Source organism: Cupriavidus sp. DF5525, from assembly GCF_040149425.2.
In the GTDB taxonomy this organism is placed as follows: domain Bacteria; phylum Pseudomonadota; class Gammaproteobacteria; order Burkholderiales; family Burkholderiaceae; genus Cupriavidus; species Cupriavidus pickettii_A.
This window is the reverse complement of sequence record NZ_CP168265.1, coordinates 227,522-251,009: the sequence shown is the minus strand read 5'-3', so window position 1 is coordinate 251,009 and position 23,488 is coordinate 227,522. Positions and strand designations below refer to the sequence as shown.

Below are 23,488 nucleotides of genomic sequence, written 5' to 3'. Positions count from 1 at the left end.
GCAGGGTTTCGGTGTCCTTATAGAGTAGGTGTCCGGGGCGACTGTCGGGCAAGCAAAAGGCCACCTGTCGGTGGCCTGAGGTTGCTAACAAAAGCTGGGAGTGTTGCCTCCCCTCTCTCGTTTATGGGAGAGGGGCGCAAACCGCCGGCGGTGGCCGGTCTATCGGCATAACGCCCAAATCCTCGGGCACTCCCCGAACGCATCCGTGCTGTGCTCTTCCACACGATGCCGCATCACACGCAGCCACGCCGCCAGCCGCCGCAGCGACCACGGTGCCGGCGTCTGCGCCAGCGTGAAGCGCGCACCCGGGCCGTCGCCCGACAGCCATACACGATAGCCCTCCGGCAGCGCGAGCTCGGCGCCCGGCTCCAGCCAGATATCGTTGGGATTGCCCTCGACCGTCACCCACAGCTTGCCCGCCGCCGCGCAGACGGTCTGCCCGTAACCGGCGCGCCAGCTCACTGGCTGTCCGGGCTCATCCAGTTCTAAAGTCCGTAGTTCGCGCATGTTGCACTCCTCATCAGCCCGGCGGTCTGGTCCGGTGCCGACGCCTGGATGCCGAATGACCACAGGAGCCGGCGCCTTTCTCCGCCATGCTTCCATTATTCGCATCCCTCACTACAATCCCATGTACAGTTGTGAACAGTTTTCGATGAACTGTTCAGTAGTTTTTTCTGACAGTTGCGTTCTCCGGTTTCCCCCGGCTGCCCTGCCTATGAAACTAATCTTAGATGCTTCTACCGGAATTCCACTGACCGATCAGATCGTCAACGGCGTGAAGTCGTGGATCGGCAACCGCGAGGCTCGGCCTGGCGCAAAGCTGCCGTCGATCCGGCAGCTGGCGGCCGAGAACGGCATCAGCCGCTTCCCGGTGATCGAGGCCTATGACCGGCTGGTGTCGCAAGGGCTGCTGGATTCGCGCCAGGGTTCGGGCTTCTATGTGGCGGACAGTCCACTGGCGGGGCGCTCGGCGCGCGGCTGGTCGGACCCGAGCCTGGCCGAAGACCTGTCGGACCACATCATCGAGCAGTTCAACCACCCCAGCGGCACGCTCAAGCTGGCCGGCGGCTTCGTTCCCGAGACCTGGCGCGACGTGGAAGGGCTGCAGCAGGCGATCCGCGCAATCTCGCGCAACGAGATCGACAGCGTGATCCACTACGCCACGCCCACGGGCCACCCGGAGTTGCGCCGCCAGGTGCTGCTGCGCGTGCGCCAGCTGGGCATCGCGGCGGAGCTGCCACAGGTACTGATCACCAGCGGCGCCAGCCAGGCACTGGACCTCGTGGTGCGCCACCTGCTCAAGCCCGGCGACACGGTCTTCGTCGAAGACCCCGGCTACTACAACCTGTTCGGCCTGCTGCGGCTGCACGGCGTGCAGCTGGTGGGCGTGCCGCACACGCGCAACGGCCCCGACCCGGACGCCACCGAGGCGCTGCTGCGCCAGCACAAGCCCAAGCTGTTCTTCACCAACAGCGTGCTGCAGAACCCGACCGGCTCGACGCTGGCGCCGCCGGTGGCGTTCCGCCTGCTGGAGCTGGCGCGCCGGCATGGCTTCCGCTTTGTCGAGGACGATATCTTCTCGGACTTCCAGACGCACTTCACTGACCGGCTGGCGACGCTGGACCAGCTAGAGCACGTGATCTACATCGGCGGCTTTTCCAAGACGGTGTCGGCCTCGCTGCGGATCGGCTACCTGGTGGCGGACAAGGCGCTGATCAAGGACCTGGTCGACGTGAAGGTGCTGACCAGCGTGGCCGGCTCGCACTTTGCGGAGGCGGTCACGGCGGCGCTGCTGGAACGTGGCGGCTATCGCAAGTTTGTGGAGCGGCTGCGGCTGCGCGTGCGCGAGGCATCGGCCAATGCGGTGCGGCAGCTCACCGGCTGCGGCTGGGAAGTGTTCTGCGAGCCGTCGGGCGGCAACTTCCTGTGGGCGCGCCCGCCCGGCATCGAAGATTCGCGCGAGCTGGTGACGCTGGGCGAGGAATACGGCGTGACGCTGGCACCAGGCAATTACTTCCGCCCCGGCGGCGAGACCTCGGCCTGGATCCGGATCAACGCCGCCTATGCCAACGAACCGCGCGCGGTGGCCTTCATGAAGGCCGCCGCCGAGCGCGGTGGTTGATGGGGTCTAGCCTCCGTGGTTATGCAGGACGGCATTGCGCCGCGCATAGGCAAAGTAGGTCACCAGCCCCACCGCCAGCCACACCAGGAAGGCGATCCACGTCAGCGCCTGCAGGTGCGCCATCAGGAACAGGCAGAAGCCGATCGACAGCAGCGGCACCACCGGCACGCCCGGGCAGCGGAACGCGCTCGGCAGTTCCGGGCGCGTCTTGCGCAGCACCAGCACCGCCACGGAGATCAGCGTAAAGGCAATCACTTTTGGGATGGAAGCGCCGCGGTGCAGGTCCGCGAAATGATAGGAAAATCAGGGTGCTGACCGCCGACCGATCAACCGCCGCAGCCCGGCGCCGAGAGGATGCCGTCCACACGCGCGAATGCGGCGGCCAGGGGATCGAGCGCCAGCACGGCGGCGGCACAGAGCGCAAGCAAGGCCAGCGCCGCGATTCTTGCGCGCAGCGGCCATGGCAGCGCCCACGCTGCCAGCGCCAGAGGCAGCAGGGTGACTCCGGCAAAGACGATGCGCAGCAACGCCGGCGCGATCATGGCCCGGGCCTCAACGGCTGGCGGCTTCCGGCATCGCCGGGAGGTCGGCCAGCGCGGGCAGCGGTCCCGCGCGGCGCAGGCCGAACCACGCCCAGGCGGCCGAGCACAGCGTCACCGCGACCAGCGCCGCGATCGTGTGCTGGTAACTGCGGGTTGCGTCGAACGACCACGCCCCGAGTTGCACGGTCAGGAAAGCGCCCAGCTGATGCCCAAGGAACAGCAGGCCGAACACCTTGCCCTTGATCCGGCTGCCGTAGCGCTCGAAGCAGAACATCGAGGTCAGGACCACCGTGCCCAGGTAGCTGGCGCCGAAGCCGATCGCGAACGGCAGCACGCCCAGCCCCGGCAGCAGCAGCAACAGCATCGACGCCGAGCGCAGCGCGTAGAACCCGGCCAGCAGCCGGTGCTTGTCAAAGCGCAGCGCCAGCGCGCCGGAGGCGATGCCGCTGGCCAGCTCCAGCACGCCGAGCGTGCTCATGCCATAGCCCATCGCCAGGCGCGGCTCACCCTGCCCTTGCCAGTGCGCGATCAGGTGCACGTCGATAAAGGCCATGGTCGCGCCGCAGCCGAAGAAGCTGGCCGCCAGCGCGTAGAAGACCGGATCGCGCCGCACCACCGTCCATGCCGAGGCTTCCACTGCCGCCGTGCGCTGCCCCGACGCCGGTTCCCAGTGCGATGCCAGCCACAACGCCATGGCAACCGGCACGGCGAACACCGCTCCGGCCACGCCGAAGGCCGCGCCCCAGCTTGCCTGCGGCTGCAGCCAGATCCACAGCGGCGACAGCACAATAAAGCCGATCGCGGTGCCGTTGGTGACGACCGCATAGGCCAGCCCCTTCTTGCGTTCCTCGAACAGGCGGTCGACCAGGATGCCCATCGGCACGAAGGTCATCGCCGCCAGACCGAAGGCACCGGCGAGTCCGAACATCAGCACGAAGAACGCCAGCGACTGCTGCCATAGCGCCACCCCGGCGAGCGCCAGCCCCGCCGCCAGCGCACCGGCCGCCGAGGTGCGCAACGGACCGATCCGGTCGCTGAGCGCGCCGACCACCGGCGACATCAGCCCGGTGGCCAGCATGAATACGCTGCCGGACCAGGCGAACTGCGCCCGGCCCTGGCCGAAGTGCGCCGCTAGGTCGACGAAATACACCTGGTAGAGGCCCTTGACCGCGGTCGAGACGAACATCGCGGCAAAGCCGATAGCGACCAGGGCAAGGGTGATGGCGGGGATGCGGGTGCGGGGCATGTCGATCTCTCAGTCGTGCGAGGCTTGGTGGCATGCTAAGCAAGCCCGCCCCCTCGCCACGGCAACCGCCTGGACCAGAAAAGCAAATTTTCGGCCATCACTGTTGCGTTGCGCTGGAATCGCGCGAGAATGACGGCATCGTATCGCTCGCTCTTCCCTTGCCGCGATGACTACCGCCTATCTCCTGGTGCTGCCCAACGTCCACATGCTCGACCTTGGCGGCCCGCTGCAGATCCTGTCGAGCGTATCGGAGCTGGGCGTTGCGCCGCTCAAGGTGCGCTGCGTCGGGCCGCATTCGAGCGTCACTTCGTTCCAGGGGCCGGCACTGGGCCAGGTCGAACGCCTGCCTGCACGACTCTCCCCCGGCGACGTGGTGCTGGCCATCGGCAGCAAACTTCTGGACACGCTGACTACCTCGCCCGCATGGCACGATACCGCGAGTTGGCTGAAGGCGTCTTTCGGCGACGGCAGGAACGCCGACGTACAAGTCGCCGCCGTCTGCACCGGTGCCTTCCTGCTGGGCGCCGCCGGCCTGCTCGACGGCCGCCTGTGCACCACCCACCATGCCCACACCCGCCGCCTGCGCACGCGGCACCCCGCCGCCTCGGTCGTCGACAACCGGGTGTTCGTTCGCGATGGCAATGTGTGGACGTCAGCCGGCGTGGCTTCGGGCATCGACCTGGCGCTGCGTCTGGTGGCCGACGCCTACGGCGACGAAGCCGCCATCGCCGTGGCACGCGACAACGTGGTGCCCTTCCGCCGCTTCAGCGGCGATCCGCAGCTCGCTCCGCAGTTCCGCGCGCGCTCGCATGGCAACGCGCTGGTGCATGCGGTACAGGACGCGATCTCGCGGGAGCTCGACACCAATGTTGCCGACCCGCGCTTCGCCGACCGCTTCGCCATCAGCGTGCGGCACCTGTCCCGCATGTTCCATGAAGAAACCGGCCTCACGCCCAAGCAGTACCAACTCACGCTACGCATGGCGCGCGCGCGCAAGCTGCTGGCGGCATCGACATTGCCGGTAGAAGAGATTGCGCTGAAAAGCGGCTTCGGTAGCGTGCAGGCCTTCCGCGCCTGCTGGAACAAAGCCGAGCCGTCCACGCCTAAGGCATACCGGCAAGCCCGCGCCGGCAGCGCGGAATGACTGCGCTCAGGTGTGCATCAGGATATTGACCAGCCGGCCGAACGGATCGCGCACGTAGAAGCGGCGCACGCCCCACGGCTCGTCGGCGGGACCGTACTCGATGGCAATGCCGGCGGCCAGCATGCGCCGGTGCGCCTCGTCGACGTCATCGACTTCGATCGACAGGTCCGGCACCGGCGTGCCGTTGCCACCTTCCGTGGCGACACTGAGCTGGACGGTCATGGTCGCGGTGCTGCCGTAGGTCTGGAGCCAGCCGTGGTCCATCAACACGTCCAGGCCCAGGATGTCCTGGTAGAAAGCGCGGGCACCGGCCGGGTCGGCGGCGGCAATGTTGGCAACGATCCGGTTGACCCTCATGCCCGCGCGCCGGTTACTTGGCCACCGGCATCGTGAACTCAGCGCCTTTGGCAATCGAATCCGGCCAGCGCTGCATCACGCTCTTGTAGCGCGTGTAGAAGCGCACGCCTTCTTCGCCATAGGCGTGGTGATCACCGAACAGCGAGCGCTTCCAGCCGCCGAACGAATGCCAGGCCATCGGCACCGGGATCGGCACGTTGATGCCGACCATGCCCACCTGGATCTGCCGCGCAAAGGCGCGGGCGATGCCGCCATCGCTGGTGTAGCAAGATACGCCGTTGCCGTATTCATGCGCATTGATCAGCGCCACGGCATCGGCAAAGTCATGCACGCGCACCACCGACAGCACTGGGCCGAAGATCTCTTCCTTGTAGATCGTCATGTCCGGCTTGACGTTGTCGAACAGCGTGCCGCCGACATAGAAGCCGTTCTCATGCCCTTCGACCTTGTGGCCGCGGCCATCGGTCACCAGCGTCGCGCCCTCTTCCACGCCCTTGGCGATATAGCCCTCCACCTTCGCCTTGTGCGCAGCGGTCACCAGCGGACCCATTTCGGCGTCCGTCTCCATGCCGTTGCGGATCTTCAGCGAGCTGGCGCGTTCGGCGAGTCGCGGCACGAGCTTGTCGGCCACGTCGCCAACCGCCACCGCCACCGAGATCGCCATGCAGCGCTCGCCGGCGGAGCCGTAGGCCGCGCCGATCAGCGCATCCACCGCCTGGTCGAGATCCGCATCGGGCATCACCACCAGGTGGTTCTTGGCACCGCCCAGCGCCTGCACGCGCTTGCCGTGCCTGGTGCCTTCCGTATAGATGTACTCCGCAATCGGCGTCGAACCGACGAACGACAGCGCCTGCACATCCGGATGCGCCAGCAGCGCATCGACCGCTTCCTTGTCGCCCTGCACCACGTTGAACACGCCATCGGGCAAGCCGGCCTGGCGCAGCAGATCGGCAATCAGCAGGCTCGGCGACGGATCGCGTTCCGAAGGCTTCAGCACGAAGGTATTGCCGCAGGCGATCGCCACCGGGAACATCCACATCGGCACCATCACCGGGAAGTTGAACGGCGTGATGCCGGCCACCACGCCCAGCGGCTGGCGCAGGTTCCAGTTGTCGATGCCGCCGCCGATGTTGTCGGTGAAGTCGGTCTTGAGCAGGTTGGGGATGCCGCAGGCGAACTCCACCACCTCGACGCCGCGCGTGACTTCGCCCTTGGCGTCCGAGAACACCTTGCCGTGCTCGCGCGTGATCAGCGCGGCCAGGTCGTCGTGGTGCTGGTCGAGCAACTCCTTGAACTTGAACAGGATGCGCGCGCGGCGCAGCGGCGGGGTTTCCGACCATGCCGGGAAGGCGGCCTTGGCGGCAGCCACGGCGTCGGCCACATCCTGCGTGGTGCCGAGCGCGACGCGAGCGCTGACCTCGCCGGTGGCGGGATTGAAGACGTCGGCCAGGCGCTGCCCGCCGGCGCGGCGCACGGCGCCGCCGATGTAATGGTGGATCTCGGCCAGCTGCCGGTTTTCTGCGATATTCACTGGATTTTTCCTCGATGGCCGCAGGCGTGCGACGCCTACGGGCCCTTGAAAACGAGAGACTGCCGGGCCCTCAGGCCCGGCAAGGATGCATGGCGGCCCGGGCCGCTTACTTGACGTCCTGCAGCGCCAGCTTGACGGTATCGAACAGCTCGGCGATCTGCGCTTCCGAGATGATCAGCGGCGGCGAGAACGCCAGGATGTCGCCGGTGTAGCGCACCAGCACGCCGCGCTCCAGGCATTTCAGGAAGGCCTCGTAGGCGCGCGCGCCGGGCTGGCCCGGACGCGACTCCAGCTCGATGCCTGCCACCAGCCCGTAATTGCGGATGTCCTTCACGTGCGGCGCGCCACGCACGCCGTGCACCGCCGCTTCGAACACCGGCGCCAGTTCGGCGGCGCGGCCGAACAGGTTCTCGCGCTCGTACAGGTCGAGCGTCGCGATCGTGGCCGCGGCAGCCAGCGGGTGGCCGGAGTAGGTGTAGCCATGCATCAGTTCGATCGTGCCCGGCGCGGCGGCGTTGACCACAGTGTCATGGACTTCGCGGCGCACGGCCACGGCGCCCATCGGCACGGCGGCGTTGTTGATCGCCTTGGCCATGGTGATCAGGTCCGGCGTCACGTTGAAGCGCTCGGCCGCGGTGGCGGCGCCCAGGCGGCCGAAGGCGGTGATCACCTCGTCGAAGATCAGCAGGATGCCGTGCTTGCTGGTGATCTCGCGCAGCTTTTCCAGGTAGCCGACCGGCGGCACCAGCACGCCAGCGGAGCCGGCCAGCGGCTCGACGATCACGGCGGCGACGTTGGCCGGGTCATGCAGCGCCAGGATGCGTTCCAGCTCGTCGGCCAGGTGCGCGCCCCATTGCGGCTGGCCCTTGGAGAAGGCTGCCTCGGCGATGTTGAGCGTGGCCGGCAGGTGGTCGGTGCCCGGCATCAGATTGGCCGAGTAGGCCTTGCGGTTGGGGCCGATGCCGCCCACCGCCATGCCGCCGAAGCCCACGCCGTGGTAGCCGCGCTCGCGGCCAATAAAGCGCGTGCGCTGGCCTTCGCCGCGCGCGCGGTGGTAGGCCAGCGCGATCTTCAGTGCGGTGTCGACCGACTCGGAGCCCGAGTTGGTGAAGAAGATGCGGTCCAGCCCCTGCGGCATGATCGCGGCGACCTTGGAGGCAGCCTCGAACGACAGCGGGTGGCCCATCTGGAACGGCGGTGCATAGTCCAGCGTGGCGGCCTGGCGCGCCACGGCCTCTGCGATCTCCTTGCGGCAGTGACCGGCGGCGACGCACCACAGGCCCGCGCATCCGTCCAGGATCTGGCGGCCGTCGTGGGTGGTGTAGTACATGCCGCTGGCCGACGCCAGCAGGCGTGGCGCCGCCTTGTACTGGCGGTTGGCGGTAAAGGGCATCCACAGGGCATCGAGATCGGGAATCACGGTCTTGGCGGCGTCCATACGTCCTCCTCGGGGAAATCTGGTTGGCGCGCTGGCTGGTTGCGCAGCGGCGATCTTGTGCCGCCTTGCTCGTAAAAAGGTGCAGGCAAGGAAACGGCGGCAATGACGGCCACTCTACCGGCGGCCTCTGGCCGACAAAATATACAGTCCTGACAGCACTGCCTTACCGTACAGTTTGCTCACGCGCAACCGTACAGGCAAGCGTTGCCGGGGTGTGGCCGGCCCACCACCGTGCCACATGCCGCACCGGACCGCCGTGCGGCATCCCACGCTGCACTGCGGCAAATTTCGCGTGGCGGAACGCGGGCCTGAGCGAGCCCCGGTGCGGGCCGCTAAACTGTACAGGTTCGTGCCTGCCAGAGTGCCTGATGCTGACCCTGAACCTGACCCGCAGCCGCCGCGGCGGCGAAACCCTGACCGAGCAGATCGTGGCCGGTATCGCCGAGCTGGTGGAGCAGCGCGCGCTGCGCGCCGGCACCGCGCTGCCCTCGGTGCGCCGCTTTGCGCAGCACCATCACGTCAGCACCTTCACCGTGGCCGAGGCCTATGGCCGGCTGACCGCGCTGGGCTACCTGGCGGCGCGTGCCGGCTCGGGCTATACCGTGGCGCACCGCCATGCGCCCACCGGCCACGCACGCGCGCCGCAATGGGAAGCACCGGGGCTGAACGCGGCGTGGCTGCTCTCCGATGTGTTTGCCGACCACTCCGTGCCGATCAAGGCGGGCGCGGGCTGGCTGCCCGGCGACTGGCTCAACGAGGAAGGGCTGCACCAGGCCATGCGCGCCTCGGCGCGGGTACCGGCGGCGCAACTATCGGGCTATGGCCACCCGTACGGTTTCGCGCCGCTGCGCGAGCATATCGCCACCAGCCTGGGCCAGTACGGCATCCCGCTGCAGGCGCAGCAGGTGGTGCTGACGCAGGGCGCGACGCAGGCGCTGGACCTGGTGGTGCGCACGCTGCTGCGCGCCGGCGACACGGTGCTGGTGGAATCCCCCTGCTACTGCAATCTCTTGCAGATCCTGCGGCTGGCTGGCTTGCGCGTGGTCGGCGTGCCGCGCTCGGCGGCGGGGCTCGATACCGATGCGCTGGACGATGCCATCCGCGCGCACGCGCCGCGCGCGCTGTTCGTCAACACCGTGCTGCAGAACCCGACCGGCGCCAGCCTGAGCAGCATGAACGCCTTCCGCGTGCTGCAACTGGCCGAGCAACACCGGCTGCTGGTGGTGGAAGACGACATCTATCGCGAACTGGCGCCAGCCGGCTCGCCGATGCTGGCGGCCATGGACGGACTGTCGCAGGTGGTCTACGTCAACGGGTTCTCCAAGACCATCACGCCTTCGCTGCGCGTCGGCTATCTCGCCGCCAGCCCGGACCTGGCCAAGGCCTTCGCGCGCACCAAGATGGCGGTCGGCCTGACCTCGTCGGAGGTGACGGAGCGGCTGGTCTATTCGGTGCTGACCAGCGGCCACTACGGCCGCCACGTGGCGGCGCTGGCCGAACGGCTGCGCGCGCAGCAGGACCGTGTGACCGAGAAGATGGAAGCCCACGGGCTGGAAGTGCTGCTGCGCCCGGAAGGCGGGATGTTCGCGTGGGCGCGGCTGAGCGAGGCGGTACAGGCGCGGCTGCAGGCCAGCAGGCGCGGCGAGCCGCTGCACGGCAACCGGCTGGCGACGCTGGCGCTGGAACACGGCATCTGGCTGGCCCCGGGCTCGTACTTCGAGCCGGACGAGACCGATTCGCCGTGGATCCGCTTCAACGTGGCCACCGGCGATGCGCCGCAGCTATGGCAGTTCTTCGACAGCCTGGCGCAGGCGCCGCGCGCGGCGGCGGCCTGACCCAGTGCGCGGCAAGCCCCGCCATTCATGGTGGGGAAGGATAGCGCGGACGGCGTAGCCGTCCTTGCTGTTGGTTTTTCAGTGTGGGGTCTGCTGTTGTTCGATGTACTGGCGCACGATGGCGATCGGTGCGCCGCCACAGGATGATGCGAAGTAGGAAGGCGACCACAGCACGCCCTTCCAGTAGCGTTTCTGGATGTCGGGTCTTTCCTTGCGCAGCAGGCGGCTGGACACGCCCTTGAGGCTGTTCACCAGATTCGACACCGCGACCTTTGGCGGGTACTCCACCAGCAGGTGAACGTGATCGTCCTCGCCGTCCATCTCGATCAAGTTCGCCTCGAAGTCGGCGCATACCTTGTCGAAGATGGCGTGCAGCCGTTTGATGGCGTCGCCGTCGAACACTCTGCGGCGGTATTTCGCCACGAAGACCAAATGGACGTGCATCTTGAAAACACAGTGTCTTCCGTGTCTAATATCGTTGTCATCGCTCATAGGCCAAGAGTATGATTGAGCCATGCAGCGACTTCAAGCCTACAAGTACGAACTGATGCCGACCGGCGAGCAGCAACGCAACATGCGTCGCTTTTCTGGTTCGTGCCGGTTCGTCTTCAACAAGGCACTGGCGTTGCAGAAGGCTCGTTACGAGCAAGGCGAGAAGAAGCACGGCTACGCCGGACTGTGCAAGCTGCTCACCGAGTGGCGCAACAGCACGGAAACCGCATGGCTGGCCGATGCGCCGGTTCATCCGCTGCAACAGACGCTCAAAGATTTGGAGCGGGCCTACGGCAACTTCTTTGCCAAGCGGGCCGACTTTCCGCGCTTCAAGAAGAAGGGCCAGGGCGACAGTTTCCGCTATCCCGACCCCAAGCAAATCAAGCTCGACCAGGCCAGCAGCCGCCTGTTTTTGCCCAAGCTGGGCTGGCTGCGATACCGCAACAGCCGGAAGGTGCTGGGGGTGGTGAAGAACGTCACAGTCAGGCAGTCCTGCGGCAAGTGGTTCGTGTCGATCCAGACCGAGCGTGAGGTCGAACAGCCGGTGGCACGGGCCGCGAGCGCGGTTGGCATCGACATGGGTGTTGCCCGGTTCGCCACGCTTTCGGACGGGACGTTCTACGCCCCGCTCAATAGTTTCAAGCGGCAAGAGGCCGCGCTGCGCAAAGCGCAGCAGGCGATGAGCCGCAAACAGAAGTTCAGCAGCAACTGGAAGAAGGCGAAAGCCCGCGTCCAGCGCATCCATTCCCGCCTCGGCAATGCCCGCCGCGACTACCTCCACAAGTGCTCCACCACGATCAGCCAAAACCACGCGATGGTGTGTATCGAGGACTTGCAGGTACGGAACATGTCCAGGTCGGCGGCAGGCAGCACCGAACAGCCGGGTAAGCAGGTTCAGGCCAAGTCCGGCCTGAACAAAGCCATCCTCGATCAAGGCTGGTTCGAGTTCCGCCGCCAACTGGACTACAAGCTGGCTTGGAACGGTGGCTATCTCATCGCCGTGCCACCGCAGAACACGAGCCGCACCTGTCCATGCTGCGGCCATGTCTCGGCAGACAACCGCCAGACGCAAGCCCGGTTCGAGTGCGTGGAATGCGGTTTCGAGGAAAATGCCGATGTGGTCGGCGCGATCAATGTTCTAAGGGCGGGACACGCCCGGTTAGCCTGTGAAGTGAACGCTGCGGTAACGGCGTCAGCAGCAGGAACCCATCGAAGCGACTCAGGGGCGGCTCAATGCCGCGTCTGAGCGCCGTAGGAATCTCCGGCCTTCAGGTCGGGGAGGATGTCAACGGAAAGAATCAGAAGCGATAGCGCAGGTAGCCGGTGTAGAAGTTGGAGCCCGGGTTGGGATTCTTGATACCGGCATTGGAGATGTGCTGGAAGCGGAAGCCGGCCTCGGCCGCCTGCTTGGGGCCGAAGGCCACGCCCACGCCGATCATGTCCGAGAACTGGAAGGCGGTGCTGAACTGGTGCTCGCCGGAGGTGCTGGTATGGCTGAGCACGCGCGCGCCCACCGACGCCTCCAGGAACGGCACCAGCGCGCCGCCGCGCTTTTCCACGCGCAAGATCGGCGAGAAGCCCAGCTCGGTGATGTTGCGGCGGTTGGTGCCGCTGCGCGTGTTCCACTCGGCCAGTTCCACTTCCCACTGCAGCCTGGCCAGCCACCCCTGTGGATTGCCCCAGGCAAAGCCGGAATCTCAGTTCAGCCCGATCTCGTACTTGTTGATGTCGTGGCCAGGGTCGCGCCCGAAGGCGACGTACACGGCGGGGTCGGCGTAGGCGGTGCCGCACAGGGTAAATGCCGCAGCCACGGCAATGGCAGCCTTACTGGCCAGCCGGTCGAGCAAGGCGGTGAGGGTACGCATGCGAGCCGTCTTCTTCTGATTCGGGTGCTGCTTTTTTTATTCTGGCGGGAGCATGACCGGCGCCGCTCCCCGGCGCGGCGTCAGCTCCAGAGGCGCTCGACGACCCAGCCCGCGGTGGCGCAGACGGCCACCCAGGAGGTGAGGCAAATGGCAATGAATCGGTAGCTCATCTCGGAAACGACAACAAAGATGTTGTGGCAATGTGAATTCTTCGCCGAATCATACATCCATTCATGAATGTATGTAAGGGCGTCGGAAATATCCCAGCGAAACACTGGGATATTTCACAACGTGGAAAACACACCGCTTCCAGAAACCGGGCGCTTGGAAAGGTGCCGGGCCTACCCGGCATGAGGAAACCGGCTGCGCCGCAAGGCAGCAGCAGCCGGCGGCGCCGTCAGCCGCGCAGGAAAGGCAGCACTTCCTCGAGCAGGCGCTCAGGAATCTCTTCGGCGATGTAGTGCCCGCTCGGCAGCGCATGGCCGCGCACCCGGCGCGCCACCTCGCGCCACGCTTCCAGCGGCCGGAAACACTGACCCACCGCGCCGTGCTCGCCCCACAGCGCCAGCATCTCGCACTCGACCATGCGCCCCGCAGCGAGGTCCGCGCGGTCATGTTCCAGGTCGATCGAGGCGCTGGCACGGTAGTCCTCGCACAGGCCGTGGGCGGCGCCAGGCAGGCTCAGGCAGCGCAGGTACTCGGCCATGGCGGCGTCGGTGAACGGCGCCAGCCCGGCGCTGCGGCTGCCCATGGTCTGGCGCAGGTAGAGCGCGGGATCGGCCTCGATCAGGGTCTCGGGGAACGGCGCCGGGCGGATCAGGAAGAACCAGTGCCAGTAGGCGCGGGCAAAGGCCTCGTGGGTCTGCTCGTACATGGCCAGCGTGGGCGCGATGTCGAGCGTCACCAGCTTTTGCACGGCCTCGGGATGGTCGACCGCCAGCCGGTGCGCCACGCGCGCGCCGCGATCGTGCGCCAGCACGCTGAACTGGTCGAAACCCAGCGCGCGCATTACCGCGAGCTGGTCGGCGGCCATGGTGCGCTTGCTGTAGTTGGCGTGGTCAGGCAGGCCGGCGGGCTTGTCGCTGTCGCCATAGCCGCGCAGGTCGGCCGCCACCACGGTGAAGTGCTGCGCCAGCACCGGCACCACCTTGTGCCAGATCACATGCGTCTGCGGGTGGCCGTGCAGCAGCAGCAAACCCGGGCCCTGCCCGCCCGCCACCGCGTGTATGGTTACCTCGCCGCAATCGATCCGGTGCGGCGTGAATCCTTCGAACATCGTCTGTCTCCTGTGCTGGCCGCTGGCATTGGCGTCCGATGGCTAAGTGTAATCACGAAATCCATGGAAATGATTTCCTCTGGCGACACTCATTCGTTCCAGGCATTCATCAATCTGGGCCGGCTACCCGCCCCTGCGCCCGTCAGGGATGTAGCCGTTGGCGCACTGGTGCTCTGCTACCCTTGCCTGAGTGAATGGCCGCCCCGCAGAGTCGCGACTGACCGACTTCAAGCTTTGAGCAGGACCTGACGATGCACACCCACGACCTGTCCGCGTGGACCCACAGCCACGCCTTCGACACCGGCAACCGCGCCGCCGAGCGCGGCACGCGCCTGGTGATGGCGATCACCGCCGTCACCATGGTGGTGGAAATCGCCGCTGGCCTCTGGTTCAACTCGATGGCGCTGCTGGCCGATGGCTGGCACATGAGTTCGCACGCCCTTGCCATCGGCCTGTCGGCCTTTGCCTATGCGGCCGCGCGGCGCTATGCCGGCGACTGGCGCTTTGCCTTCGGCACCTGGAAGATCGAGGTGCTGGCCGGCTTTGCCAGCGCGGTGTTCCTGCTGGGCATCGCGGCGCTGATGGCGGCGGGCTCGGTCGAGCGGCTGTTCAGCCCGCAGGCAATCCACTACCGCGAGGCCATGGCCGTGACCGCGCTGGGACTGCTGGTCAACCTGGGCTGCGCGCTGATCCTCGGCGGGCATTCACACGGGCACGATCATGGCCACGATCACGGGCATGGCCACCATCACCATGACCACGACGGCCAGCACCACCACGACATCAACCTGCGCGCCGCCTATATGCACGTGCTGGCCGATGCCGCGACCTCGGTGCTCGCGCTCGTCGCGCTGGCCGGCGGCTGGTGGCTGGGCTTGGCCTGGCTGGACCCGGTGATGGGGCTGGTGGGCGCGGCGCTGGTGGGCAAGTGGGCGATCGGCCTGCTGCGCCAGAGCGGCACGGTGCTGCTGGACCGCGAGATGGACCACCCAGTGGTGGAAGAAGTGCGCGAGGTGCTGGCGAGCCTCGACCATGGCCACAACCAGGGTGAGCAACCTACCAGCGTGACCGACCTGCATGTATGGCGCGTAGGCCGGCAGAAGTTCGCCTGCATCGTCAGCCTGGTGACGCATGACCAGGCGCTGACGCCGCAACGCGTGCGGCAGGCGCTGTCCGTGCACGAGGAACTGGTGCACGTGACGGTGGAGATCAGCCGCTGCGAGGATGGCGCGCACTGACGCGCGCATCTCCCGCTCACTCCACCTGGTGCGGGCTCAGCTCAACTCGCACCACATGCACAGCGGCGGCGTATCCGTATGGCGATGGAATTCGCTGGAGGACATCACCTCCTGCGGCAGCTTGGCGGCCGGCACCAGCGTAAAGCCGTAGCGGGCGAAATAGCTGGGGCAACTCGAGGCCAGCAGCACCGCGCGCCGCGCGCCGTTGGCACGCGCGCGCATCAGCGCGGCATGCACCACGTGCGTGGCCACGCCCTGGTCGCGGTGCTCTGGCAGCACGGCGACCGAGCGGATGACCACGGTCTGACCGAACAGCTCACCGGCAGCGCAGCCGATGATCTGCGATTCGAGAATGGCGACGTGGAAGTGCTCCAGCAAGCGGAACACATCGTCTGTCGGCAGGCCGCAACGCTCGAGCACTGCGCCCACGGCTGGCGCGTCCGAGGGCATGGCCGCCCGGATCCGCAGGTCCTTGATCATCTGGAGCCTCTCTTCTTCACATCACTTAGCGACGGGAACACCATGGAAGCCCGGTCATGGTTGCGCTGCCGGCAGGCGGCGCGCTATGCACGCAGGCCGTTTTGGCCTGACGCGCAACACTACCCGATCCGCCCGCTTTGATCTATCAGGGATGAAACCGAATAAGGGGGGTGTACGGAAATACGTAGGTTATTTTGGCGCAGGCGCGCGCATGGCTGCGCGTTCACGCGGCCGGAGTGGTATGCGGGAAAACGCTGAGAGATGAGCGCGTTGCAGGAGCGTCGCGCAGCGCAAAGGAACGGGATGCCGTTCACGCCCGGCGGCAATGCGCCGGCAAGAGAATACTGGAGGCGGGGATACGGAATCGAACCGTCGTACACGGCTTTGCAGGCCGTTGCATCACCACTCTGCCACCCCGCCGTGGACGACGCGTCATACAGGCGCGTCGGGTTGCGGGCCGCAGTGTAGCGGGAAATGGAAAAGTCTGCAGGGCACCGCGCAGGCGCTGCCCCGGAGCGGCTAGCCGATGTCGCCCATGGCGGACTGGATATAGTTCTGCGCGCCGACCTTGCCAATCAGTTCGAGCTGCGCTTCAAGCCAGTCGATATGCTCTTCGGTGGCCTCCAGGATATCGACCACGACCTTGCGCGACACGTAGTCGCCGACCGATTCGAAATACTTGATCGCATCCTTGCAGCTTGCCTGCGAGACCTGCTCCAGCTTCAGGTCGCAGCCGAGCATTTCCTCGGTGTTTTCGCCGATCAGCAGCTTGTTCAGGTCCTGCAGGTTGGGCAGGCCGTCAAGCAGCAGGATGCGCTCGATCAGCTTGTCGGCATGCTTCATTTCCTCGATCGATTCCTCGTATTCGTGCTTGCCCAGGGCATTGAGCCCCCAATGCCCGTACATGCGGGCATGCAGGAAATACTGGTTGATCGCGGTGAGCTCATGCCTGAGCTGGCCATTGAGCAACTGGATCACCTTTTTGTCGCTTTTCATGGCAACCCCTAACGACCCCTCGATACGGGTGGATCAATTATTATTTTCATGCACACGGAATATCCGCAGGGAATCTCCCGTCGTGGCTTTCATGGTAGTCCGGCCAAGGCGTACATCAAGCGAATTCGGCGGGTTTTCCAGTTTCCCCGGGCTAATTGAGGATGCGAATGGCAATAGTTTCTATTCGCCCTCTATTCGTCCGATTCGCACACGATAACCAAATGAAAAACGGGCGGACGCGGTATCCGCCGCGCCGCCCGTCCTCGGGATTCAGGCAGGAATAATCAGTCCAGCTTCGCGCCCGAATCCGCCACCAGCGTTTTCAGCACCGGCCAGTCGCGCGCATAAAGCGCCTGCGCCTCGGCCGGCGAACTGCCCACGGTGCGCAGTCCCAGCGCCACCAGCCGCGCCTGCATATCCGGCGTCTGCAGGATTGCGCGCACCTCGCCTTCCAGCTTTGCGACCACCGGCGCGGGCACCCCCACCGGCGCCAGCAGGCCGATCCATCCCAGCGTCTTGAAGGCGCTGTCCTGCATGCCGGATTCGGCAAAGGTCGGCATCTCCGGCAGCGCGCTGCTACGCTGCGTGCCGGTGACTGCCAGGGCCTTGAGCTTGCCGCTCTGGATATACGGCTTGGCCGTCAGGATGCTGGCAAAGCCGAACTGCACCTGGCCGCCCAGCAGGTCCTGCATCATTGGCGCCTCGCCCTTGTACGGCACGTGCGTGGCATCGCCGCGCGTGAGCTTGCTGAAGTAGGCGCCGCTCAGATGCGACAGCGAGCCCACGCCCCACGAGGCATAGGTGACCTTGCCCGGCCGGGCGCGCGCGTAGTCGCCCAGCTCACGCACCGTGCGCGCCGGCACCGACGGATGCACCACCAGCACCAGTTGCGCATCGGCCAGCACGCTGATCATGGTCAGGTCCTTGCGCGGGTCGTAGGGCAGCTTCTCGTACAGGAACTGGTTGGTCAGCACCGACTGCGTGATCGTCAGCAGCAGCGTGTAGCCGTCGGGCGCGGCCTTGGCCACGGCGTCGGTGCCGATGATGCCGGAGGCGCCGGCCTTGTTGTCCACCACCACGGGCTGGCCCAGCCGCTTGCTGAGCTTCTCGCCCATGGCGCGGGCAATGGTGTCGGTGCCGCCGCCGGCCACATAGGGCACCACGATGCGGATGGGCTTGACGGGATAGGTTTGCGCCGCGGCCGGCAGGGCCAGGCTGAGCGTAAGCCCGCCGAGTGCGAGCGCGAGCATTGCGCGTCGGTTCATGTCGTCGTCTCCAGGTCGTCTTTATGGTTTTGGAGGACAACGGTAGCGGGCTTGAGAAACCACGTCCAATGCAATATTTTTCATATTTCCATGCAGAAACGGTTAAGTTCATGGGCTTGATGGGAATAAGGCAGCTGCATCACTTCGTCACCCTGGTCGAACAGGGCAGCTTTGCCCGCGCCGCCACCGCACTGCACCTGTCGCAGCCGGCGCTGACGCGCAGCATCCAGGCGCTGGAAGCCGACCTGGGCCAGCTGATCGACCGCAGCTACGGCAAAGTGCGCCCGACCGCAGCCGGCGCGCTGGTGCTGGAACGCGCGCGGCGCATGCTGCGCGAGGGCCGCGAGCTGCGGCGCGACCTGCAGCTGCTGGAGGACGTGGAGATCGGCGAGATCCGCGCCGGTTTCGGGCCGTTCGCCGCGTCGTTCCTGCTCGATCCGGTGCTGGAGGCGCTGGTGCGGCGCTACCCGCGCCTGCGCATCGACGTGGAGACCGCCGACACCCCGGCCATGCTGCGCGCGCTGGAAGCCGAGCGGCTCGACATCTTCGTCGGAGAAAGCCGCAGCCTGGCGGCGCTCGGCCACCTGCAGATCGAGCGGCTGCCGGCGCTCGAGACCGGGTTCTTCGTGCGCCGCGCGCATCCGCTGGCGCAGTTGCGCGAAGTCAGCCTCCCCGCGCTGACGGCCTTCCCGGTGGCGGGGCCGCGGCTGCCGCCGCATATCCGCGATTTCTTCCGGCAAGCGCTGCACGATGCTGGTGAGAATGCCGGCCCGGCCGGCGAAGACGCCCCCGCCCTGTTGACCGTCACCTGCAACGACATGCACGCGCTGCGCACGCTGATGCTGGGCACCGACGCCGTGGCGCTGGTACCGGCGGCGATGATGGCCGACGCCTGTGCGCAAGGCGCGGCGGTGGCCCTGCCGATGCGCCCGCCCAGCGAACTCAGGGCGCAGTACGGCATCGTGTCGCTGGCCGGGCACTCGCCCTCGCCGGCCGTACGCGCGTTCGCGGCGCTGGTGCATGAAGTGCTGGCGCAAAGCCAAGGTGCGCCGCCGCATGCAGGCTGACCCGCCCGTGGCTCACTGGCACAAGCTTGGTGTATCCGCTGACAGCGCGGGCGTGCCTGCTGTATGTGGCGTGAGCCTGCGCACCAAAGCAAAGAGGCCCAGAAGGGCCTCTTTTGCATGATGATGCGCCGACTTACTCCACCGTCACCGACTTCGCCAGGTTGCGCGGCTTGTCCACATCCGTTCCCCGCGCACACGCCGTGTGATACGCCAGCAGCTGCAGCGGCACCACATGCAGGATCGGCGACAGGTCGCCATAGTGCTCAGGCATGCGGATCACCTGGATGCCGTCCGACGACTGGATCTGCGTATCGCTGTCGGCAAACACATAGAGCCGGCCACCGCGCGCGCGCACTTCCTGGATATTGGACTTGAGCTTTTCCAGCAGCGCGTCATTGGGCGCGACCGTGACCACCGGCATCGCCTCGGTCACCAGCGCCAGCGGCCCGTGCTTCAGTTCGCCCGCCGGATAGGCCTCGGCATGGATATACGAGATTTCCTTGAGCTTGAGCGCGCCTTCCAGCGCGATCGGGTAGTGCAGGCCACGGCCCAGGAACAGCGCGTTCTCGCGGCGCGCGAAGTCTTCCGACCAGGCGATGATCTGCGGCTCCAGCGCCAGCACGCCGTGCAGCGCGGCGGGCAGGTGGCGCAGGTTGGCCAGGTCGCGAGCCTCGGCCTCATCGGTCAGCAGGCCGCGCGTCTTGGCCAGCGCCAGCGTCAGCATGTACAGCGCGGCCAGCTGCGTGGTGAAGGCCTTGGTCGAGGCCACGCCGATCTCGGTGCCGGCGCGGGTCAGGAAGCGCAGTTCGGTTTCGCGCACCATCGCGCTGGTGGCGACGTTGCACACCGCCAGCGTATGGACATGGCCGAGCGCGCGTGCGTGGCGCAGCGCGGCCATGGTGTCCGCGGTCTCGCCGGACTGCGAGATCACCACCACCAGCGCGCGCGGATTCGGCACGGTGTCGCGGTAGCGGTATTCGCTGGCAACCTCGACCTGGGTCGGGATCTTGGCGATGCTTTCCAGCCAGTACTTGGCCGTGCAGCCGGAGTAGTAGCTGGTGCCGCAGGCCAGGATCAGGATGCTGTCGATGCCGGCAAAGACCTCGGCGGCGCCCGGGCCGAACAGTGCCGGCGAGATGGTCTCGATGCCTTCCAGCGTGTCGCCCAGCGCGCGCGGCTGCTCGAAGATTTCCTTCTGCATGAAGTGGCGGTATGGGCCCAGTTCGACCGACGCGGCGTGGGCTTCGACCAGGTGCGCCTCGCGCTCGACCGCGTGGTCTTGTGCGTCGTGGATGGCCACGCCATCCAGCGAGATCTCGACCACATCACCCTCTTCCAGGTAGATGATGCGGTTGGCGGTGCCGGCCACGGCAAGCGCGTCGGAGGCGAGGAAGGCCTCGTTCTCGCCCAGCGCCACCACCAGCGGCGAACCGGCGCGCGCGCCGACCACGACGCCGGGCAGGTCCTTGGCGAATACGGCGATGGCGTAGGCGCCGTGCAGGCGCTTGGTCACCGCGCGCACCGAGCCGAACAGGTCGCCGCGCGTGGCGCTGCTCGGGTAGGTGTAGGCCTGGTGGATCAGGTGGGCGACCACTTCCGTGTCAGTCTGCGACTCGAAGCCGTAGCCGACCGCGCGCAGTTCCTCGCGCAGCGGCTCGTAGTTCTCGATGATGCCGTTGTGCACCAGCGCGATGGTCTCGCCCGACAGGTGCGGGTGCGCGTTGGTGGTATCGGGCTTGCCGTGGGTGGCCCAGCGGGTATGCGCGACGCCGGTAAAGCCGGACAGGCCCGAGGCCTGGGTCTGCGCGTCCAGGTCGGCCACGCGCGACACGGTGCGCGCGCGCTCGACCGCATCGTCGCGCACGACGGCGACGCCGCACGAGTCATAGCCGCGATACTCCAGGCGGCGCAGCCCTTCGATCAGGACCGGAACGATATTGCGCGTTGAAACCGCGCCGACGATGCCACACATGGTGAACCCCCGTTTCAGGCGCCGCCTGTGCGGCGCCGGTATCAAACCACTGACGCCGCCCCGGCGAGGCGGAGGCGGCGTTTCCCTGGCCGCTCAAGCGGCGGCCTGACGATTACTTCTTCGGCTGCTTGACCGGACGCTGCCAGGCGTCGATGGTCAGCTGCTTGGCCCGCGACAGCGTCAGCTTGTCGGCGGGCGCCTCCTTGGTCAGCGTGGTGCCGGCGCCCAACGTGGCGCCGCGGCGCACCGTCACCGGCGCCACCAGCTGCGTGTCGGACCCGATAAAGACATCGTCCTCGATCACCGTGCGGTGCTTGTTCACACCGTCATAGTTGCAGGTGATGGTACCCGCGCCAATGTTGACGCGCGACCCCACTGTGGCGTCGCCCACATAGGCCAGGTGGTTGGCCTTGCTGTGCGCAGCCACCTGTGCGTTCTTGACTTCGACGAAATTGCCGATATGCACGTCCTCGCCCAGCTCGGTGCCGGGGCGCAGGCGCGCGTACGGGCCGATGCGGCCGGCCGGGCCGATCCTGGCCTCGTCGATATGGCAGAACGGGTGCACCAGCGCGCCGGCACCCACGGTGCTGTTGCGGATCACGCAATTGGCGCCGATCCGGGCACCGTCCTCCAGGTGCACGCGGCCTTCGAACACGCAGCCGACGTCGATGGTGACGTCGCGGCCGCAGGTCAGCTCGCCGCGCACGTCGATGCGGGCCGGATCCAGCAGCGTCACGCCGGCTTCCAGCAGGCGGCGGGCCTGGTTGCCCTGGTGGATGCGCTCGACCTCCGCCAGTTGCAGCTTGCTGTTGACGCCAAGCGTCTCCCAGATCGCCGCAGGCTGGGCCGAGACGATCTCCACGCCTTCGGTGGCGGCGCGCTCGACGGTGTCCGTCAGATAGTACTCGCCCTGGGCGTTGTCGTTGCGCAGTGTGGAAAGCCACTTGCGCAGGTGGCCGGTCGGGCACACGATAATGCCGGTGTTGATCTCGCGGATCGCCTTGACCGCGTCGCTGGCGTCCTTTTGCTCGACAATGCGGACGACGTTGCCGGCGGCGTCGCGCACGATGCGGCCATAGCCGGTCGGATCGGGCATTTCCACCGTCAGCACCCCGAAGCGCCGTGCGCCGGCTTCGGCCACCAGTGCCTTGAGCGTGGCGGCGGTAGTGAGCGGCACGTCACCATACAGAACCAATGTAGGCTGGCTGTCGTCCAACAATGGAAGTGCCTGCATCACCGCATGGCCCGTGCCGAGCTGCTGGGCCTGCTCGGCGAAGGCGACATCGTCTGCGGCAACGGCCTCGCGCACGCGCGCGGCACCGTGACCGACGACGACGACCAGCCGCGACGGCGACAGCGCACGAGCCGTATCCAGGACGTGGGCCAGCATGGGCCGCCCCGCAACCGGGTGCAGCACCTTGGGCAAATCGGAATACATCCGCTTGCCCATGCCCGCGGCGAGAATGACGATATTCACAAGGAGACCCCTAAGTGAGTGTGTCCAAAAATATTCTGGAAAACGCCGGCCGGGTGTTTCGCGGAATGTACCGCCAGGGTTGGCGGAACAGCGCCGCCGGGTCCGCGAAAAATCCCGCAAACCCTTGCCAGCACTGGGCTGGCGGCCAGCGAAACAAGCCCGGGGCGATGCGCGCCGATTTTAACATGGCGCATTCTGCGCAACGCGCCGCTGTTTCTGAAACTCACAATCGCTGGGCACGGCGGATTTTCGTGTTTCTGGGTGCGGCGGCACTGTGCGCATGCAGCGCCATGAAGCTGGGATACCAGCAGGGCGACCACCTGGCGTACTGGTGGATCGACAACTATGTCGACGTCAGTTCCGAGCAGGAACCGCACACGCGCGAGGCCATCGCGCGCTTCTTCGCCTGGCACCGCAAGGCGCAGCTTCCGGAGATCGCCAGCCTGCTGCAGCACGCCAAGGCCGAGGTGCGCCAGCCGGTCACCCCGGCCATGGTCGAGCACTTCCAGGACGCTTCGCAGCGGCTCGCGCGCCAGTCATTTGACTATGCGATGCCCGACATGGCCGACCTGCTGCTGACGCTGACGCCTGAGCAGATCAGCCGGATGGAGAAGAAGTTCGCCGACGGCAATGCCAAGTACCGCAAGACATTCCTGAATTCCAAGCCGGCCGAGCGCGAAGAGGCGCGCTTTGACAAGGTGATGGAATACGCCAAGCTGGTCTACGGCAGCTTCTCCAACGAACAGGAGAAGGCGATCCGCGCCGCGCTCGCCCCGGTGGTGCAGAACGCCGACGCCCGCTATGCCGAGCGCGTGGCCCGGCAGCAGGAATGGATCAAGCTGGTGCGCTACGTGCAGACTACGCAACCGCCCAAGGCGCAGGTGATGGACCTGCTGCGGCGCTTCCGCGAATACTGGCAAAACCCGCCGGGCAGGCGCGCCGTCAGCCACGAGGCCACCAACAACGCCGGCGTTGCGCTGACCGTGGCTATCGCCAACATGACCACGCCCAAGCAGAAGGCGCACGCCGAAGACCGCTTCCAGAAGTGGATCGACGATACGCATGCGCTGATGCGCGATAAGGCGAGCGGGCCGGTGCGGTCGGCGGCGGCCAACTGAAGCCACGGCCTCGCCCAAGGCAAAACG

At 66.7% G+C, this 23,488-nt stretch carries 20 protein-coding genes, 1 tRNA gene and 2 pseudogenes; 7 read left to right on the top strand and 16 right to left on the bottom strand.

The window, feature by feature from the left end:
- Nucleotides 1-159 precede the first annotated feature (159 nt).
- Nucleotides 160-507 carry a DUF2917 domain-containing protein gene (locus ABNX08_RS01250; protein ID WP_349605399.1) on the bottom strand — a complete coding sequence of 116 codons (348 nt, stop codon included), beginning with the start codon at nucleotides 505-507 and terminating at the stop codon, nucleotides 160-162.
- A 208-nt stretch (nucleotides 508-715) separates the two neighbouring features.
- On the opposite strand from ABNX08_RS01250, the gene ABNX08_RS01245 reads away from it, so the two are divergent.
- Nucleotides 716-2,122: a PLP-dependent aminotransferase family protein gene (locus ABNX08_RS01245; protein WP_349605398.1), complete on the top strand. Its 1,407-nt coding sequence runs from the start codon at nucleotides 716-718 to the stop codon at nucleotides 2,120-2,122.
- A 6-nt stretch (nucleotides 2,123-2,128) separates the two neighbouring features.
- Here the strand turns inward: ABNX08_RS01245 and ABNX08_RS01240 are convergent.
- The 3 genes and pseudogenes from ABNX08_RS01240 to ABNX08_RS01230 form a co-directional block, all read right to left on the bottom strand.
- Nucleotides 2,129-2,377 (bottom strand): annotated as a pseudogene (locus ABNX08_RS01240) (amino acid permease C-terminal domain-containing protein); the annotation flags it as partial.
- A gap of 71 nt (nucleotides 2,378-2,448) precedes the next feature.
- Nucleotides 2,449-2,664: a hypothetical protein gene (locus tag ABNX08_RS01235; protein WP_022533348.1), complete on the bottom strand. Its 216-nt coding sequence runs from the start codon at nucleotides 2,662-2,664 to the stop codon at nucleotides 2,449-2,451.
- Between the two features lie 10 nt (nucleotides 2,665-2,674).
- Nucleotides 2,675-3,910: an MFS transporter gene (locus ABNX08_RS01230; protein ID WP_022533347.1), complete on the bottom strand. Its 1,236-nt coding sequence runs from the start codon at nucleotides 3,908-3,910 to the stop codon at nucleotides 2,675-2,677.
- Between the two features lie 166 nt (nucleotides 3,911-4,076).
- Here ABNX08_RS01230 and ABNX08_RS01225 point away from each other — a divergent pair, with 166 nt between their 5' ends.
- Nucleotides 4,077-5,054 (top strand): GlxA family transcriptional regulator, encoded by a 978-nt coding sequence (locus ABNX08_RS01225; protein ID WP_022533346.1) that lies wholly within the window; start codon nucleotides 4,077-4,079, stop codon nucleotides 5,052-5,054.
- A gap of 6 nt (nucleotides 5,055-5,060) precedes the next feature.
- Here ABNX08_RS01225 and ABNX08_RS01220 read toward each other — a convergent pair whose 3' ends face one another.
- The 3 genes from ABNX08_RS01220 to ABNX08_RS01210 form a co-directional block, all read right to left on the bottom strand.
- Entirely contained in the window at nucleotides 5,061-5,411 is a 351-nt protein-coding gene (locus ABNX08_RS01220; RefSeq protein WP_022533345.1) for a glyoxalase superfamily protein, read from the bottom strand.
- Between the two features lie 13 nt (nucleotides 5,412-5,424).
- Nucleotides 5,425-6,942 carry a CoA-acylating methylmalonate-semialdehyde dehydrogenase gene (locus ABNX08_RS01215; RefSeq protein ID WP_022533344.1) on the bottom strand — a complete coding sequence of 506 codons (1,518 nt, stop codon included), beginning with the start codon at nucleotides 6,940-6,942 and terminating at the stop codon, nucleotides 5,425-5,427.
- Nucleotides 6,943-7,048: 106 nt separating this feature from the next.
- Entirely contained in the window at nucleotides 7,049-8,380 is a 1,332-nt protein-coding gene (locus ABNX08_RS01210) for an aspartate aminotransferase family protein (protein ID WP_022533343.1), read from the bottom strand.
- A gap of 368 nt (nucleotides 8,381-8,748) precedes the next feature.
- Here ABNX08_RS01210 and ABNX08_RS01205 point away from each other — a divergent pair, with 368 nt between their 5' ends.
- Nucleotides 8,749-10,215: a PLP-dependent aminotransferase family protein gene (locus tag ABNX08_RS01205; RefSeq protein WP_022533342.1), complete on the top strand. Its 1,467-nt coding sequence runs from the start codon at nucleotides 8,749-8,751 to the stop codon at nucleotides 10,213-10,215.
- Between the two features lie 78 nt (nucleotides 10,216-10,293).
- On the opposite strand, the gene tnpA is transcribed toward ABNX08_RS01205, so the two are convergent.
- Complete coding sequence (gene tnpA / locus ABNX08_RS01200) at nucleotides 10,294-10,707, bottom strand: IS200/IS605 family transposase (RefSeq protein WP_374063612.1); 414 nt, start codon at nucleotides 10,705-10,707, stop codon at nucleotides 10,294-10,296.
- A 22-nt stretch (nucleotides 10,708-10,729) separates the two neighbouring features.
- Here tnpA and ABNX08_RS01195 point away from each other — a divergent pair, with 22 nt between their 5' ends.
- The gene (locus ABNX08_RS01195; protein WP_022533340.1) at nucleotides 10,730-11,953 is read left to right on the top strand and encodes an RNA-guided endonuclease TnpB family protein; all 1,224 of its coding nucleotides are present in this window, start codon (nucleotides 10,730-10,732) and stop codon (nucleotides 11,951-11,953) included.
- Between the two features lie 52 nt (nucleotides 11,954-12,005).
- Here the strand turns inward: ABNX08_RS01195 and ABNX08_RS01190 are convergent.
- Both ABNX08_RS01190 and ABNX08_RS01185 read right to left on the bottom strand, forming a co-directional pair.
- Nucleotides 12,006-12,572, bottom strand: a pseudogene (locus ABNX08_RS01190) (acyloxyacyl hydrolase).
- Between the two features lie 397 nt (nucleotides 12,573-12,969).
- Entirely contained in the window at nucleotides 12,970-13,848 is an 879-nt protein-coding gene (locus ABNX08_RS01185; RefSeq protein WP_022533337.1) for an alpha/beta fold hydrolase, read from the bottom strand.
- Nucleotides 13,849-14,099: 251 nt separating this feature from the next.
- Between ABNX08_RS01185 and dmeF the strand changes: the two genes are divergently transcribed.
- Nucleotides 14,100-15,086 carry a CDF family Co(II)/Ni(II) efflux transporter DmeF gene (gene dmeF / locus ABNX08_RS01180; protein ID WP_022533336.1) on the top strand — a complete coding sequence of 329 codons (987 nt, stop codon included), beginning with the start codon at nucleotides 14,100-14,102 and terminating at the stop codon, nucleotides 15,084-15,086.
- Between the two features lie 36 nt (nucleotides 15,087-15,122).
- On the opposite strand, the gene ABNX08_RS01175 is transcribed toward dmeF, so the two are convergent.
- The 4 genes from ABNX08_RS01175 to ABNX08_RS01160 form a co-directional block, all read right to left on the bottom strand.
- Nucleotides 15,123-15,566, bottom strand: a complete 444-nt coding sequence (locus tag ABNX08_RS01175; RefSeq protein ID WP_022533335.1) for a GNAT family N-acetyltransferase — start codon at nucleotides 15,564-15,566, stop codon at nucleotides 15,123-15,125.
- Between the two features lie 345 nt (nucleotides 15,567-15,911).
- Nucleotides 15,912-15,986 (bottom strand) — tRNA-Cys (locus ABNX08_RS01170).
- A 99-nt stretch (nucleotides 15,987-16,085) separates the two neighbouring features.
- Nucleotides 16,086-16,562, bottom strand: a complete 477-nt coding sequence (gene bfr, locus ABNX08_RS01165; RefSeq protein WP_022533334.1) for a bacterioferritin — start codon at nucleotides 16,560-16,562, stop codon at nucleotides 16,086-16,088.
- A 284-nt stretch (nucleotides 16,563-16,846) separates the two neighbouring features.
- Nucleotides 16,847-17,827 (bottom strand): tripartite tricarboxylate transporter substrate binding protein, encoded by a 981-nt coding sequence (locus tag ABNX08_RS01160; protein WP_349604734.1) that lies wholly within the window; start codon nucleotides 17,825-17,827, stop codon nucleotides 16,847-16,849.
- A gap of 68 nt (nucleotides 17,828-17,895) precedes the next feature.
- Here ABNX08_RS01160 and ABNX08_RS01155 point away from each other — a divergent pair, with 68 nt between their 5' ends.
- On the top strand, nucleotides 17,896-18,894 hold the full coding sequence (locus ABNX08_RS01155) for a LysR family transcriptional regulator (RefSeq protein WP_349604736.1): 999 nt from the start codon (nucleotides 17,896-17,898) through the stop codon (nucleotides 18,892-18,894).
- Between the two features lie 133 nt (nucleotides 18,895-19,027).
- On the opposite strand, the gene glmS is transcribed toward ABNX08_RS01155, so the two are convergent.
- Both glmS and glmU read right to left on the bottom strand, forming a co-directional pair.
- Nucleotides 19,028-20,866: a glutamine--fructose-6-phosphate transaminase (isomerizing) gene (gene glmS, locus ABNX08_RS01150; protein WP_349604737.1), complete on the bottom strand. Its 1,839-nt coding sequence runs from the start codon at nucleotides 20,864-20,866 to the stop codon at nucleotides 19,028-19,030.
- A gap of 112 nt (nucleotides 20,867-20,978) precedes the next feature.
- On the bottom strand, nucleotides 20,979-22,343 hold the full coding sequence (glmU, locus tag ABNX08_RS01145) for a bifunctional UDP-N-acetylglucosamine diphosphorylase/glucosamine-1-phosphate N-acetyltransferase GlmU (RefSeq protein WP_022533330.1): 1,365 nt from the start codon (nucleotides 22,341-22,343) through the stop codon (nucleotides 20,979-20,981).
- Between the two features lie 290 nt (nucleotides 22,344-22,633).
- Between glmU and ABNX08_RS01140 the strand changes: the two genes are divergently transcribed.
- A complete protein-coding gene (locus tag ABNX08_RS01140) occupies nucleotides 22,634-23,461 on the top strand; it encodes a DUF6279 family lipoprotein (protein ID WP_041680922.1) in 828 nt (275 codons plus the stop codon).
- Nucleotides 23,462-23,488 lie beyond the last annotated feature (27 nt).

Bases quoted from the DNA above. Each gene is read 5' to 3' on its own strand.
- ABNX08_RS01250 (WP_349605399.1), bottom strand. From the start codon at position 507: ATGCGCGAACTACGGACTTTAGAACTGGATGAGCCCGGACAGCCAGTG.
- ABNX08_RS01245 (WP_349605398.1), top strand. From the start codon at position 716: ATGAAACTAATCTTAGATGCTTCTACCGGAATTCCACTGACCGATCAG.
- ABNX08_RS01235 (WP_022533348.1), bottom strand. From the start codon at position 2,664: ATGATCGCGCCGGCGTTGCTGCGCATCGTCTTTGCCGGAGTCACCCTG.
- ABNX08_RS01230 (WP_022533347.1), bottom strand. From the start codon at position 3,910: ATGCCCCGCACCCGCATCCCCGCCATCACCCTTGCCCTGGTCGCTATC.
- ABNX08_RS01225 (WP_022533346.1), top strand. From the start codon at position 4,077: ATGACTACCGCCTATCTCCTGGTGCTGCCCAACGTCCACATGCTCGAC.
- ABNX08_RS01220 (WP_022533345.1), bottom strand. From the start codon at position 5,411: ATGAGGGTCAACCGGATCGTTGCCAACATTGCCGCCGCCGACCCGGCC.
- ABNX08_RS01210 (WP_022533343.1), bottom strand. From the start codon at position 8,380: ATGGACGCCGCCAAGACCGTGATTCCCGATCTCGATGCCCTGTGGATG.
- ABNX08_RS01205 (WP_022533342.1), top strand. From the start codon at position 8,749: ATGCTGACCCTGAACCTGACCCGCAGCCGCCGCGGCGGCGAAACCCTG.
- tnpA (WP_374063612.1), bottom strand. From the start codon at position 10,707: ATGAGCGATGACAACGATATTAGACACGGAAGACACTGTGTTTTCAAG.
- ABNX08_RS01195 (WP_022533340.1), top strand. From the start codon at position 10,730: ATGCAGCGACTTCAAGCCTACAAGTACGAACTGATGCCGACCGGCGAG.
- ABNX08_RS01185 (WP_022533337.1), bottom strand. From the start codon at position 13,848: ATGTTCGAAGGATTCACGCCGCACCGGATCGATTGCGGCGAGGTAACC.
- dmeF (WP_022533336.1), top strand. From the start codon at position 14,100: ATGCACACCCACGACCTGTCCGCGTGGACCCACAGCCACGCCTTCGAC.
- ABNX08_RS01175 (WP_022533335.1), bottom strand. From the start codon at position 15,566: ATGATCAAGGACCTGCGGATCCGGGCGGCCATGCCCTCGGACGCGCCA.
- bfr (WP_022533334.1), bottom strand. From the start codon at position 16,562: ATGAAAAGCGACAAAAAGGTGATCCAGTTGCTCAATGGCCAGCTCAGG.
- ABNX08_RS01160 (WP_349604734.1), bottom strand. From the start codon at position 17,827: ATGAACCGACGCGCAATGCTCGCGCTCGCACTCGGCGGGCTTACGCTC.
- ABNX08_RS01155 (WP_349604736.1), top strand. From the start codon at position 17,896: ATGCAATATTTTTCATATTTCCATGCAGAAACGGTTAAGTTCATGGGC.
- glmS (WP_349604737.1), bottom strand. From the start codon at position 20,866: ATGTGTGGCATCGTCGGCGCGGTTTCAACGCGCAATATCGTTCCGGTC.
- ABNX08_RS01140 (WP_041680922.1), top strand. From the start codon at position 22,634: ATGAAGCTGGGATACCAGCAGGGCGACCACCTGGCGTACTGGTGGATC.